18 protein-coding genes are annotated in these 13,137 nt (G+C 56.7%); 1 reads left to right on the top strand and 17 read right to left on the bottom strand.

Annotated elements, in window-relative coordinates; genetic code table 11:
• Window positions 1-38 precede the first annotated feature (38 nt).
• The 17 genes from C2U68_RS17310 to C2U68_RS17235 form a co-directional block, all read right to left on the bottom strand.
• Complete coding sequence (locus C2U68_RS17310) at window positions 39-344, bottom strand: hypothetical protein (RefSeq protein ID WP_140913720.1); 306 nt, start codon at window positions 342-344, stop codon at window positions 39-41.
• Between the two features lie 10 nt (window positions 345-354).
• Complete coding sequence (locus C2U68_RS17305) at window positions 355-807, bottom strand: Bbp16 family capsid cement protein (protein ID WP_140913719.1); 453 nt, start codon at window positions 805-807, stop codon at window positions 355-357.
• A gap of 30 nt (window positions 808-837) precedes the next feature.
• A complete protein-coding gene (locus C2U68_RS17300; protein WP_140913718.1) occupies window positions 838-1,857 on the bottom strand; it encodes a major capsid protein in 1,020 nt (339 codons plus the stop codon).
• Window positions 1,858-1,866: 9 nt separating this feature from the next.
• Window positions 1,867-2,553: a hypothetical protein gene (locus tag C2U68_RS17295; RefSeq protein WP_140913717.1), complete on the bottom strand. Its 687-nt coding sequence runs from the start codon at window positions 2,551-2,553 to the stop codon at window positions 1,867-1,869.
• Entirely contained in the window at window positions 2,537-2,851 is a 315-nt protein-coding gene (locus C2U68_RS17290) for a hypothetical protein (RefSeq protein WP_140913716.1), read from the bottom strand. Before C2U68_RS17290 ends, C2U68_RS17295 begins: the two co-directional genes overlap by 17 nt.
• The gene (locus C2U68_RS17285; RefSeq protein WP_140913715.1) at window positions 2,848-4,497 is read right to left on the bottom strand and encodes a portal protein; all 1,650 of its coding nucleotides are present in this window, start codon (window positions 4,495-4,497) and stop codon (window positions 2,848-2,850) included. Before C2U68_RS17285 ends, C2U68_RS17290 begins: the two co-directional genes overlap by 4 nt.
• Window positions 4,497-4,778, bottom strand: coding sequence for a hypothetical protein (locus C2U68_RS21300; protein ID WP_186289653.1), 282 nt, complete (start codon window positions 4,776-4,778; stop codon window positions 4,497-4,499). The genes C2U68_RS17285 and C2U68_RS21300 overlap by 1 nt, the downstream gene beginning before the upstream one ends.
• Window positions 4,775-6,262 (bottom strand): terminase, encoded by a 1,488-nt coding sequence (locus C2U68_RS17275; RefSeq protein ID WP_140913713.1) that lies wholly within the window; start codon window positions 6,260-6,262, stop codon window positions 4,775-4,777. Before C2U68_RS17275 ends, C2U68_RS21300 begins: the two co-directional genes overlap by 4 nt.
• Entirely contained in the window at window positions 6,243-6,809 is a 567-nt protein-coding gene (locus tag C2U68_RS17270; RefSeq protein WP_140913712.1) for a terminase small subunit, read from the bottom strand. Before C2U68_RS17270 ends, C2U68_RS17275 begins: the two co-directional genes overlap by 20 nt.
• A 245-nt stretch (window positions 6,810-7,054) precedes the next feature.
• A complete protein-coding gene (locus C2U68_RS17265) occupies window positions 7,055-7,651 on the bottom strand; it encodes a hypothetical protein (RefSeq protein WP_140913711.1) in 597 nt (198 codons plus the stop codon).
• An 11-nt stretch (window positions 7,652-7,662) separates the two neighbouring features.
• The gene (locus C2U68_RS17260; RefSeq protein ID WP_140913710.1) at window positions 7,663-7,935 is read right to left on the bottom strand and encodes a hypothetical protein; all 273 of its coding nucleotides are present in this window, start codon (window positions 7,933-7,935) and stop codon (window positions 7,663-7,665) included.
• Between the two features lie 82 nt (window positions 7,936-8,017).
• Complete coding sequence (locus C2U68_RS17255; protein ID WP_140913709.1) at window positions 8,018-8,302, bottom strand: hypothetical protein; 285 nt, start codon at window positions 8,300-8,302, stop codon at window positions 8,018-8,020.
• Complete coding sequence (locus C2U68_RS17250; protein WP_140913708.1) at window positions 8,295-10,766, bottom strand: VapE domain-containing protein; 2,472 nt, start codon at window positions 10,764-10,766, stop codon at window positions 8,295-8,297. Before C2U68_RS17250 ends, C2U68_RS17255 begins: the two co-directional genes overlap by 8 nt.
• Before the next feature lie 16 nt (window positions 10,767-10,782).
• Window positions 10,783-11,331 (bottom strand): dephospho-CoA kinase, encoded by a 549-nt coding sequence (locus tag C2U68_RS17245; RefSeq protein WP_140913707.1) that lies wholly within the window; start codon window positions 11,329-11,331, stop codon window positions 10,783-10,785.
• Complete coding sequence (locus C2U68_RS21295) at window positions 11,328-11,498, bottom strand: hypothetical protein (RefSeq protein ID WP_186289652.1); 171 nt, start codon at window positions 11,496-11,498, stop codon at window positions 11,328-11,330. Before C2U68_RS21295 ends, C2U68_RS17245 begins: the two co-directional genes overlap by 4 nt.
• Before the next feature lies 1 nt (window position 11,499).
• On the bottom strand, window positions 11,500-11,748 hold the full coding sequence (locus C2U68_RS17240) for a hypothetical protein (RefSeq protein ID WP_140913706.1): 249 nt from the start codon (window positions 11,746-11,748) through the stop codon (window positions 11,500-11,502).
• A 218-nt stretch (window positions 11,749-11,966) separates the two neighbouring features.
• Window positions 11,967-12,167 (bottom strand): transcriptional regulator, encoded by a 201-nt coding sequence (locus tag C2U68_RS17235; protein ID WP_140913705.1) that lies wholly within the window; start codon window positions 12,165-12,167, stop codon window positions 11,967-11,969.
• A 104-nt stretch (window positions 12,168-12,271) separates the two neighbouring features.
• On the opposite strand from C2U68_RS17235, the gene C2U68_RS17230 reads away from it, so the two are divergent.
• Window positions 12,272-13,033 carry an XRE family transcriptional regulator gene (locus C2U68_RS17230; protein WP_140913704.1) on the top strand — a complete coding sequence of 254 codons (762 nt, stop codon included), beginning with the start codon at window positions 12,272-12,274 and terminating at the stop codon, window positions 13,031-13,033.
• The last annotated feature ends 104 nt before the right edge of the window (window positions 13,034-13,137 follow it).

The raw sequence follows: 13,137 nt of genomic DNA, 5'->3' as shown, positions 1-13,137 counted from the left end.
ATAAAACCGGGCAGGCCTTTCAGCCTGCCCGTATGGCGTCAATCGCCGCTGGTATCGTCAAGATCGCCGGTATCAGCATCGCTGCCGTCGTCCTGGCCTTGATCGTCGTCGCCGGTGTTGTCGGTGTCGCTGCCGGTTTGATCGCTGTCTCCGCCTTGATCGCTGCCGGTTTTAACTACGCGCGGCCGGCGGGTCCTGGTCGGCGCGGTCTTGTCTTCCACCAACTCGATGTTGCCGGCGAGCTTCATGCCCTCCGGAAACGTGGTGTCAAACTCTTGTCCAGCGTCCACCAACCGGTTTTCGTGGCTGAGCCAGGTTTTACTGTGGGCTATGTACTTAGGCATGGTTCACCCGTTAAAACACAGTAAATCCGGATGGATAGTTTTTGTTGCTGGACACTTCGCTATCCGTGATGGAGCAGGTGAACTTGCCGGCGGTCAATGGACCGGTGGCAATGGTGTACTGCACCCCGAGATAGCGCTGGCCAATTGGCTGGGCGTTCAAAAAGCTTTCCGGCAGGCAGATCGCGATAGGATCGCGTCCTGCCGTCAGCTCTGCTTTGCCGATGGGTGCCGATTCGATCAGTACCGTCGGCGACGACAGGTTGGACGCCGCCGAGCTGATGATTTGAAACGTTACCGTCGCCGCGCCGGCTGCGGTCACCGTTTCGTCCACGGTAAATACCGCGTACAAATCGGAACCCTGGCCCATGTCGCGGTTGACGCCAAGATCGATGGTGTTGGTGGATACCGCGGTCGTGGTGACGGCCTGCGCGGCGGATAATTGCAATAATGCGTCTGTGAGCATGGTTCCTCCTAAAGAATCAGCGCAGGTAAATTAAGACACCAGCGTTTCAGCGATGCCCAGTCCGTCGACGCCGCGAATCGGGATGCCCAGATAGCGCAGTTCGTGGATGGTGTTGCCGAATTGGGTCAATGCTTCTTGCACGCCCAAGGCTGCGTTGGATTTGTCCAAAGCTTGGATCATCAAGCCTTCACGAATCGAACGGTTGGCGTAAAACGCGGCCCGGCCCATGTTCATATTGGGGATGCGGGCGATTGCGCGGGCCATCAGCTTCAGCAAATTGGTCGACGCAGAGGCCGCCTGGCTGCCGGTTACGCCTACCCAGTCCGAGACGTCGATATTGGCAATCCGAATCGCATAGCGCCAATCCTTGACCACCAAACCGCAATCCCATTGGAACAACGATTCCATGGCCTCAAAGCGATTGCCGCTTTCATCCGCCACTTGCTGAATGCCGAGATCTTTATTGACCAAGCCGGCTTTCGAGCCTTTCGGATAAGTACAAAATACGGTTTGCGGTCCCCAAACAATCAGGTACATCGAGGCATTGTCCGAGCCGGCGCCGCCGCCCAAGATCACGTTACCGCCGTTGCCGGCGCTGGTGGAACTGTATCGGGTGGCTAAGCCGGTGAAGGTTTTCGGGTCCAGGCCCACGTTGCCGTTGAACAGCTTTCCGGTAAATTCCTGTCCCATCGCCTCGATAAACGCCGATTCTTCCGATAAGCGGAATTCCGGGCCGCCGCCGTTCAATTGCAGCAGCTTGGCGTCGATGGTCGAACGCGCTTCCATCATTGCGCAGGGCTCAGTAATTTGCGCCGAGGTCGATTTGCTGCTGGGCACGCCGGCGTTGTAAGAACGCCAATAAACGGTTGGAAGACCGGTGCGAATATTCACCACGTGACTGGTGGGTTGATTGGCTTCGACCATCACGACATCTTCAAGTATGTCGTTTTGTTGGCTGAGCAATTCCGCCAGCGGATCGATCTTGCCGTCCGGGGTGTAACGTTTTGACACGTCGGCCAGTGTTAACCGGCCAGTGCTTAACACTGCCATAGTTTTCTCCTAGGGTTTCATATTGGGATACATGCGTTGGGCGATGGTTTTTTCGCCGCCCGCGGTATTGGCGCCACCCGGCACCAGAGTGTCTTCGCCGATGGCTTTGCCGACGTTGACGAAGAATTTGACGATGGCCGGATGATTGCCATAGCCGGTTTGGTCTAACAACTCGACTAGCGCGTCGCTGCCGAAGGTTTTCAACACCGGCGGCACCACTGCCAGGCTGGCTTCCAACTTATCGCCGCCGATCTCAGGATCGGCCTTGACTTGCTCAACCCAACTTTCAACGTTGGCTTGGTGCTGGGCATACATGTCGTTGCTGATTTTTTGCGCCATTTTCGCGCCCAGGTCCGCCAGTTTTTGCGCGTCTTCCTGTCTCAGATTTAACGCTTTCGCGGTGGTGGTGAATTCGCCGAGCAATTCCTGATCGACAGCGACGCCGTCCGGTACCGTAAAGTCGGCATAGGTCTCCGGGGCGCCGGTTTGCTGTTCGCTGCCGCTGGTATTGCCGGTTTCGGCGCCGTCGGCGCCTGCATCTGTGCTATCGGCCGCGCCGCTACCGGTGTCAGTACCGGTAGCGGCAGCAGACGTGCTCGCTGGGTTGGTGTTGGTGGATTCGCTCGTCGTTTGGCCTTCGCCGCCGGTGGTTCCGGTTGCGCCAGTGTCGGCGCTGGTATCACTTTGAGTAGTCATGTGGGTCGTCTTCGGTTATCAGTTGAAAAAACAGTTCGGGTTGGGCCTGGATTTCCGCCAAATACAAATTGCCGATATTGCGGGCGCCTTCGCGGTAGGCCGTGGCATGGGTATCGCCGGCGACGTAACTGATCCGATACACGCCGCAGAGGTGCAGCAATCGCCGCAAAAAACGCCGCCCCTCAGGCATGCTCAGCAATACCGACAAGTCTTTGGCTTGGTTAAGCTTTTGCAACGCGCGCTGCCTATCCTCCTGCTCGCGTTGCCGCTTCAGGCTTTCCGTGTCGTGGTTGCTCATGCGCGGTTAAATTGTCCTTCGATGACGTTGCCGGCCAGGGTGCCGGCGGTCGGGGTTCGGCCCAGCTTGCTCATGGCATCGGCGCCTTGCACCAACGCGGCTTGTTGCTGGGCTTGGGCCATGGCTTTGGCGCGTTGGTCTCTGATCGCCATCGCTTGCTCGATCGGTACAATCAAGCGCGGATCGGTCGCTAGTTTGTCGGATAGCAGCTCGACGTAATAATCGCCGTCAAGCCGGTCCAGGGCTTCGGGTTTGATCGCGCCGAATTGGCCGATGCGGCTGACAAACTGGTCGACGTTGTTCACTTCGGCCAGTTTTTGCGCCTGAGCCAGAATCGAGATGTACTCGATGTTTAAATCGCTGCCTTCCAGCTCTTTTGGCGGCGGTGGCAACATGCCGGCATCCAGCAAACGCTCGAAGGTGGTTTCTACCAAAGGATCGAGCATTTCATTACCCAGCCGTTCCAGCACCGGGCCCAGCGCCATCAACTTCTCTTCGTGGCGCTCAACCACTTCGGTCGCGGTCATGGTGGTGTTCTGCTGACTGATCATAAGAAACAGGTCGGTATAAAACGCACTGTTAATGCGCTGCCTGATGTCCTGTAGGTCCAGAACCAAGTTCCGGATATCCAGCGGCACCTCAAACGCATTCTTGATCGGGTGCGCCCCGGCAATTGGGTCGTAATACGTCACACCGCCCGGCAGAAAATCGGCATCCCGATTCTGCATTGAGCTTGGCACCTGGATCGGCGGATCGGCTTGGTAATTGATGGCCTTGGATTTATCCAATTGCTCGGTCTGCAATTGTTTGATATCGCCTAGGGCGTCCATCGCCGGCGAGTCGCCGTAGACATCGCCAGGACGCAGCAACCAGCGTGGTGCCAGACAAGGGAAACGGCGAAAACCGCTCTCCCGCAGCACCTTGTCATTTTTGCCTTCTTCCCAATACACCGACCGGAACGGCATATTGCGCGCGTCTTTTTTGGTTGCATCGCGATCCAGGCGCGGTTCGATTGCGTGGCAAATCGTCACCCAAGCATCATAGTTGCCGCGGTCGTACATGCCGCGGACATTGTCGGACACAGCCGGCAAGCCGAACTCCTTTGCCAACGCCGCAACAGTGACTTTGTACTTCCGATAGAGCGTGTCGACGTCCCCTTTGAAATTGGATGCAATGAAATATTCACCGGCGGTGAAGCCGTGCAGATGCAGCACGTTGCCGAAATCCACGGCGTTAAAAGCCGCTGCCGTACCGAATGCGAGCAACTCGTCGTACATGCTATGCAATACGCGATAGGCGTTTGATTTGCTCAGCACGTACTGCGTGCGCGCCGTCACCGTATCTAGCCAGATTTTGACCGGCCGATACTTCATCAGATCCTGGTCGGGGATGCCGTACTTAAACCACGGCCGCGACGGGCTGGACATGCCGGCCATCATGCCGGCAGAGGAAATGCGCAGCGCCCGCGTGGCCGTGTTGTCCAGGATGTCGTTGTAACGCAATTGGCTTGCGTTCTTGTCGTCGACAAAATACCGGCCCAATCGCGGCATCACATAGCGCGATATCTCCTGGTAATGCGCAAAAAACGGCGAGCGCTCGTTATCCAGCGCGGTAATCCGGCTGTTTAACTGTTTGATCAGTTCCACTACGCGTTACCGTAGGCTTGGCCCAGCAGGGTTTTCCGGCTTAATTTCTCGTCGCCGATGGCATCGCCCATGCCGCCGGTCACAAACGTCGATTTCGGCTCGCCGCGGCCTTGCGCAATGTTTTGGTTAGCCGTGTTGGCTCTAACGGCTGGAGCATCCGGCGTCTTGGCGATTTGCGGCGGTGGCGATGCCGGCGGTGGGGCAGCAGGGGCAGAGCCGCCGCCGCCCATAAAGCAGCCGAGTGTCATCGGCAATGCGCCGAAAAGATACATTCTGATCATCGTCTTTTGCCGTGGTTTCTGTTCAATACACTGTGCGGATCGTAATTGCGGCGAGCGTCGGCGACATTGCCGCGCGGGCCGCGATGTTTCTTGTTGACCGGGAAGGCAAAGCTCAGCGCCAACGCATCGCCGCGGTTGGGTGAGGGTAGTCCCCGGTCTTTCATGTCTGCTTTGCTTTCCAGCTGGATAATGCCGTCGCTGCGCGGCACCGTCTCCGGCCCGATCAAATCGTCGTACAGCTCTTGATCGTCCGGTATCGAGCCGCCGTCGCGTAACCAATCCCGCATCGCTACCCACATCTCGGCCCGTTTGTTCAAACAGCCTGGGTTGCTTGACTTGCCGCTAAACCACACCAGCGTCCAATCGCGGCCTTGAGTCTTGCCGGCGGAATAGATCCCGGTACCGTAACCAGCATCGATAAACACCGCGTCGGCGTCGTGCTCGTCTTCCAGCGCCGCCAGAATGGTCGCGATCTCGAAGTCGTTATCGTTCTTCGGAATAACCCGCAGGATCCAGCTCGCCAGCCCTTGGCGTTTGGCAATGACCAGATCGTCGTCGCCCTGCCAAGCCGGATCGCACGTCAACACGACAGCGGCAAAGTTAAATTGCTCGGTGCGTAAATGCCGGCCGCGTGCCGCGTCGACGTACTCGGTAGAAATCAACTGCTTTACAGACACCGCCGGGAACATGCCGCGCACCCGCGTCTTGAAAAAGTCGCTGTCCACGCCGTAGGTTTTCTCCCACTTGCTGATCAGCGCCTTGTTCGTGCCTTCCACCGTGCGGCTATCGATCTGGCGATGTACCCAGGCATCGCGCTGTTTCCGGAAGCACTCGCGGAACTCGCCGGTATTGCGCAACGGGTTACCGAATGCGATCCAGATAATCTCGGTCTCTTCGTCGGTCAATGCGCCTTGCGCCGTTTCCCAGACTCGGGAATGAATACCGGATGCTTCATCGAAGATCAGCAAAATGCGTTTGCCCTGGTTGTGCAGACCTGCGAATGCATCGACGTTGTCTTTCGACCACGTCACAAAGTCTGCCCGCCACTCGGCGGCGTGCTCTTTGTCTTTCGACGTGATCGACATCGTATGCACATCAAACCAAGGCGCGGTAATCGATAACCGATTCCACTTGCCAACTTCCGGGGAGGTTTTGGTTTTCAGCTGGTTGCCGGTGTTGGCGGTGATCAGAACCTTGGCATCGTCGCAGGTCGACAGTGCCCAGTTCACCAGCATGCCGACCTGGGCAGATTTGCCGATACCGTGACCGGAAGCGATGGAAATCTGTAGCGGCTGGAATCGCGTGGACGGGTCGCTCAAATGATCGCGGATCGCCAGATTGATTTCGCGCTGCCACTCGCGCGGACCGGATTTGCCGGCCAATGCGCCGTGGCCCCAATCCCAGGCCAGCAGGCTCCAACGGTGCGGATCGTAGCGGCACTCGGCCGCCAGCTCGATCAGCTCATCAATCGCCTGTTTCGACACGCGATTTAGCGCGGGCCAGGCGGTCCGCTAATTGATCGGTAATGTCGATCGTCACGTTGTCTTTCAACATGCCAAGATGCCGCGCGGCCAGCGTCAACGCATCGGTTTTGGACCAAAACTTGATTTCCTTGGTCTCGCCGATTTTTACGCCTTTGCTATCGAACACTTCCATCACCTTAATGCTGGCAATCGAAGCTGCAATCTCATCCGGCCATTCGGTCGGCGGCAACAAACAATTGTTCTCGTCAAATGCCTTGCGCGGATCGCATAACGCAATCCGGCCCACTTCACGCAACACGTTATCCTGCCGCACCTGCAACCGGCTTTCCCGCTCGCCACGCAAAATCTCCACGATGCGTTGAATCTCTTTGCGCGTGGTCAGCATCCGGCTGGCTTGCTGTTTGGCCGTTTTCTCGGAAAATCCGGCCATGATCGCCGCTTTGCTGGCGTTGGTCGTCAACAGCAGGTTATGGCAAAACTGCCATTCCTTATCGCTGACCAACTCGCGCAACTCATCGAGCGTCATATCAGGCGTGACAATTTTCATGGGAAACGGAAAAAGTAAACAAAAGTAAACAATTTCGCGGCGCTGTTTACATCAAAACCGTCTGTTTTGGCTAGATTCGCCAAAAAGGTAAACATAAGGCAGGGGGAAAACATCGCCATACACCGACGACAATCGCGCACACGCCGCGAACGGAAAAAATCCAAAAAAAAAGCCCGCTCCGTTTCCGGGCAGGCTTTTGCTATTTTGGGAAAATGTAGTGTTTTTTTGTTTCACTGTCAAGCCGATTATTGCAAGCCGCTCGCCGCAATAATATCCGCCTGGCCCAGCCGCGCTCTAACCTCGCTGTCCCAATCGCCCATCCACGCACACAGCGCCGCATAGCGATTCCGCCACTGCCGCCAATACGTGACGTGATCCAAGCCGCACGCCTCGGCAATATCCCGCACCCCAAACTTTTTCCGACCGGTACCGCCGCACGTTTTGCAAACCCGCACCGGCTCCCGCACCAACTGATCGCCTTGATAAACAAAATGACCACCCACCCGACCAGTACCGCCGCATGCCAAATGAATCGCTGGCCGTATCGACTCAAATACCGCGACCGCGGCTAAATTGGCAATCGTCGGTCGACCTTTCACCACTGGCCAGCCTTCCTCCTGTGCCAAATGCGCCGCATACACCCGGCACTTGGCGATCAGCAACCGTTCCGCCGCTTCGTCCAGCGCCCACTTTGCCAACGCGAAATCCATCGCCGTATCGCTGCACCCGGCCAGCAGCCCGGCCAGCTCCTGCCGCGTCAACACTGCCCGACTATGACCGCCGCCACTCCCGCCGAGATTCGACCCGGCACACAACAATGCAATAATTTTTGGATTTGCCATTATCCTGCCTCTCAATCTATCCACAAAACCGGCAGCGTCACGCGGCGGACCAGATCCTCGCCTCGTATTTTAAACCGTCCGCAAAAATCGTTTCGCCACACCGCAGGCCAGATTGTCGCGGCCTCTATCAATTCACTGGCTGCAAGCTCAGGCGATCTTGCCAAATAAATTGCAAGCAAGGCATCGGATAAAACAGGCGGATTAATCACGCACCTGCCGCTGGCGTCGTCATCTCGCAACGTGCTGTAAGCGCATACTGCGCAACTCTTCGAAATCGCGTTCATTCGTCCTCCTTCTGTCCTGGACTTGTCTCGGTTTTAAAAAGTGGTCTATCTCTATATCTATTTGTTTTTATTGTTATTTTTATTAATCCGTCCCAGTCCCAGTAAAAAACACAAAACAACGTGCAAAACACACCAAAAAAAAAAAAAAAACAAATACGTAGAGTTTTCTGAAAAAGCGTGGTGTGTTTTGCGCGAGTTTTTTGCCAAAAAAACCGGGAACTGGGACGGATTTAAGCCGAACCCTTTGCTGGCGCGGGTTGTAGCCGTCCCAGATCACTCTTAAAACCGGGACAAACCGAGACAAGTCCAGGACGGAAAAGCCGCGCGAGCGCCGCAAGGGGAGGGGAGCAGGGCGGGGATCAATCATCGTCCCACTCCGGTGGCGCAAACATAGATGGCGGGAAAATGCTCTGTGAATCGCGCTGATGCTCAGGCCTGACATAGCCCCAGCGCCTAATGCCGCTGGGCTCTCGCAATCGTTTCCAGCCGATTTTCGCCATAATCCGGCCCATCCTGGCCACGGCGCGTTCGTCCACCTTCGACCGCTCCAGCCCAACGCCTTTGGTCAGCAAATCGATAGTGGTAAAAAAATTACAGTTTCGAATATCCGCCTCAGGACTAGACAAGTACACCTTGATCAACTCTTCCCAGCCCTCCACGATCAAGCGCATGCGTTGTTCCGGCTCGAACAGCTCGCGCTCTTCTTCGTGCGTCGGGTAACAACGCTCGCCGGTCCTGTACAAATGCAGCGCCTCGGCGAACAGCTGGTCCCGGTCTTTTCGTAATCCCTCGTTATCGATCGCGTTGCACCATACCGGCCAGATGCGCCGGTTACCGGTAATGTCTTTCAGGTACTGCCGCAAATTGGTCGTTCCGCCGAAAACGCAGACCCGCGGCGCCTCAATCGGCCGCCGATCGTATGGCCGCCGGAACTTGTCCCGTGTGATCGCCAGGAACGACTTGAACGCGGTGTCTTCCGCTTTGCGGAACGAGTCCATCTCCGCCATCTCTTGCAGCCACACGCCCTGAATCCGCATGTTGCCTTCGTTAGTATTCACATCAAACGGCGTTTCGCTAAACCAATCGCCGCCCAATATCTTGAAAAATGTCGACTTACCTAGTCCTTGCTGGCCTTCCAGAACCAACATGTAGTCAAACTTGCAGCCCGGCTCATAAATCCGTTTCACCATGCCCAGCAAAAACAGGCGGCCGGCCACGCGCAAATAATCCGAATTCTCGTTATCAGTAAACGCGGCCAAGAAATCCAGCGTGCGGGTCTTACCGTCCCAAGCCGGCAAGCCCTCTAAATGCTCGCGGACTGGGTGATAAGGGTGCTTGCGCGCCACGTGATCGACCACCTCGGCCAGAGTACCGAGTGACCGAATCACCAAACCAAACGGCCCGCGCGTCAGCCATTCATCCAGCGCCGCGTCGTCGTGGTTTTCCCAGGGCCCAATGCTGCCGCCCCATGGCGGCCGCTTCAGCTTCATCACCTGGTGCGAAAACTCGTTGTAACCCAGCACGCCTTGCCATTCGGCGTAGTTCTCCAAAATCAACGCCACGTTGGCGCGACATGGCGTGATCTTGCCGCGATCATTCACATGGAAATTGGCCTGCCAACCGTCGCGCTGCGGCCTCTCTTTCCGCTTGCCGGAATCATTGCGCGATTTCCCGCCGCCAGCGCCAGCGGTTTCAGGGGTAGAAAGCGGTTTCGCGGCCGGCTCGGCGGCGGCTTCTGTCGCCGGGGCCGGCTCAAACGGCAGCAACCGGCTGCGGATAAACGACTCTAACGCTTCACCTGTGATGCCTTCGGCGATAGCGTCGGCAATGTCCCAGCCGCTCGGCTTCTCGCCGGGGGCCGGGATCTGCACTAGCCAGACCTTGCAGCCCATCCCCGTCAGTTTCGCCGCGACCTTACGCGCCGCCATCATGCCCGGCTGCTCGGCCTCAGGTTTCAATTGGCCCTGTTTATCGACCTGGGCGTCGCAGTCTGGCCAAATAAACACCCGCCGGCCGGATAACGGCTGCCAATCGGCCTTGTCCACCGCCTTGCCGCCGCCGCTCCAGGCCAACACCGCCCAGTCAGTCAGCTCGGCCGCGCCGGCGTCCGCGCACTTCTCGCCCTCGACGATCAGCACCGGCGCCTGGTGTTTCGGATCGTCTACGTCAGCCACCGTCAACCGGTCCAGGCCATACAGCGGCCGCGGTACCGCCCACTGCATCCAGCGCCAATCCTCCCGACCGCCGGTATGCCTGCACCACGTCAGCGGCAACACCTCCTTGCCGCCGTCGCTGGTCCGGAACCGAAACACATACCCCAGCAACTCGCCATTGACGTCGCGATACGTCCACACCTGTTCCGGCAGCCCGCGCACCGGATGCGCCTGGTGCCGTTCCGGCACATTGGCCGGCGGCCGTATCGAGGTCCACGCCGATTCCTTGCCGGGCTTTTCCGCAGTGGCCACCGTCGGCGTAGATTGCACCGAAGCGGGCTTGCGCTTGGGATGACTCCCCTTGGGTGGATTGTTCGGCACGTCAACCCCCACAATCGCCGCCAGCTCTTTCGCCGCGGCGCCTTGGTTGTTGCTATGAAACAGATAGGCAAACAGGCTGATCGGATCGCTGCCGGTATCACCGGTCGCAAAATCCGACCAAACGCCCTTTGTAATATTGACGGAAAACGAACCCTTGGAATTGTCCGACCGCGTCGGATTCAACACGCGATACTCGGCGCCGGAGAACTCGCCGCCGGGGATCCACTCCGCGACTAACGAGCGAAACGACGCCAACGCGGCTTGGTTAATCCGCGCAAAATCAATCTTTTTGGCCATGCGTCAACCGATCGGGCTAAACCGGCAAATCGATCAAACAGCCAACTGTATACTCCACCCGCTCCAGCCACACCGCCGCGCTGCTCTCGTTCACCAGCCGCAAGTCGCCGGGTTTAGCAGCAATGCCGGCCTCGCTTTCGTGGTCGTCTCCGCTAACGTGGCCTGGCCGCTCGATGTGGATAATCACGCCGCCCAGGCTGCGGATCATGTCGGCTTCGTTCGCGAAGCGCACATCGTCAAATACCGCATGTGGCTCCAGCGATTTCGCCATCCGATTGCGTCCGGCAATCACCCACAAATCGGGGTGCACATGCTGCCGGCCCCATTCCGTGCCCAGCGTCTGGCACAACTGCCGATAGCTCACGCCCAGTTCCTCGATAATCTCTTCCTTGTGTTTTTGCGCATATTGGATCTCATGCTCGGTCAAGCCGCAGTCGCGCAACAACACCCGCGCCATCAATTTTAAGGTGTAGGCAAAACTGAACACCTCAAAACCCATATCCTCCAGTGCATTCGCCGCCGTGCTTTTGCCGCAACCCTTCTTCCCGGTCAGCCCGATAATCATTCCAAATCCTCCATGCACTCGAACACCGCATCCAAAAAACTGTGGCCCAACACATCCATTCCCTTGCTGATCGCCAGCAATAGCAGCCCCGCACACAACACCAGCCACATTGCCCCAACCGCCCCCACTTCCGTGGCGGCCCAAATAATCCCGTAAACCTTGTTCATATCAGTTCGCCTTGTTTGCCTTGTTTACGTTGAAGCCGTGCGCCTTTGCCATGATGATGAGCTCGCGTTCGGCATTGATGCGGTCCTGGGTCAACAACCGATGCAAATACTCGGACGGCGTAATGCCCATGCACTCCGCCCGGCCCATCACATGCAGGTCGTTTTCGGAGGTCGTCCTAAATGCCACGCTATTCGTACGTTTGGTCTTCTTTCGGCCCATATCGCCCTCTGGATCTAGGTTTAAAAACATGGTTTCCCCCTCTCAAGCAGCATTTCAATCAGCGACGGCGAAAAGTCGGGACGACTCAAATATTCATTGATCAAAGCCACCCAAATATCCATTTCGTCTAAACAGGAAAAAGCCATGCAACCCCCTAAGCAGAAAAAAGCCCGGTCAGCCGTCTAAAAAAACGAACGACTAAACCGGGCGAAGCGCACCACCAGGAATAAAAAATGAAACGAATAACATCACGCCACCCGCCGAAAAAACTTCGGAAGAATTTCCTCCCGAGTCACTATTCCCCGTGTCGCCTCTTCAATCGCAATAGCACGCTCCGGAGAAATTTTTACGTCACCGGAAAGCCATTGACTGATCAACCCCTGGGAAACGCCGAGCCTTTCAGCTAGCTCGGTTTGCGTCGATGTCTTCAAATAATCTTCTAGCGTCATAACAGTAACTAAGGCCTTTTTTTATGAATATTAGCACCGCTAATTTACAACCGCAACAGCAATGCTGTTTGAATCGCATTAGACGCGCTAATAAAGTGTCAGGCATGAAGCAGCCAAGACGCGATTTAACATTGGAAGAATTGGAAGATGCCAAACGACTGAGCGCCGCGATTGAGGCATATCAGCGCAAGCATCCAGAGGCTACCCAAGAAGCCATAGCTGACGCCGCCGGCTGGAAAACCCAAAGCACAATCAGCCAGTACACCCGGGGGAAAATTGCGCTAAACATGGGGGCGTTATCTAAGTTTTGCCGGGTTCTAGGTGTCAGCCCATACAGTATTAGCCCAAGACTGGCATCTGAAATGCCGCAAATATCACATGACAAAAATGTCATGGAACATCCGAACGGTTATACGATTACCGACGCATCGATAGACTCCGGACACAGCGGCGATTACCGTCTGCCGCTGATACCGGACAGCCTGCCGATGCTGGACCGCAACGAGGTTTTGCACTGGCAGGAATCCATCTTGCAACACCAGCAAACCTCGATCCAAGGAATGATTAGCAACATCCCGATTAACCCCAGCATGTTCAAGTACCGCGTGCTCGGCGACGACATGGCTCCGCAATTTATCGACGGGGACATTTTGGCTATAGACCCGACCCGCACCGCAGAAAACGCACAGTATGTGTTAGCGGAAATCAACGGCGATCCTGCCGTGCGCCAGTTGATGCGCATCGCCGGCGAATGGTGGCTAACGCTGAAAAACAGCGCTTATGCCGACATGAAAAAACCGCTGGCGGAAGCCAAGATCATCGGCGTCGTGGTCGCCAAGCTGCCGCCGCCGACCCTGTACATTTAACGGCGCTAGCCGCTTGAAAAATCTCGCCCCGCGCGGGAGCGCCGGCCGGTTTAATGATGTAAGCCAGCAATTACAAAACGTAAGCCAGAAACGCTTTCGAAGGC

Origin of the sequence: Methylomonas koyamae, assembly GCF_006483455.1 — a bacterium.
GTDB lineage: Bacteria > Pseudomonadota > Gammaproteobacteria > Methylococcales > Methylomonadaceae > Methylomonas > Methylomonas koyamae_B.
The sequence above is the reverse complement of the archived record's forward strand: the minus strand, read 5'-3'. Positions and strand labels throughout refer to the sequence as shown.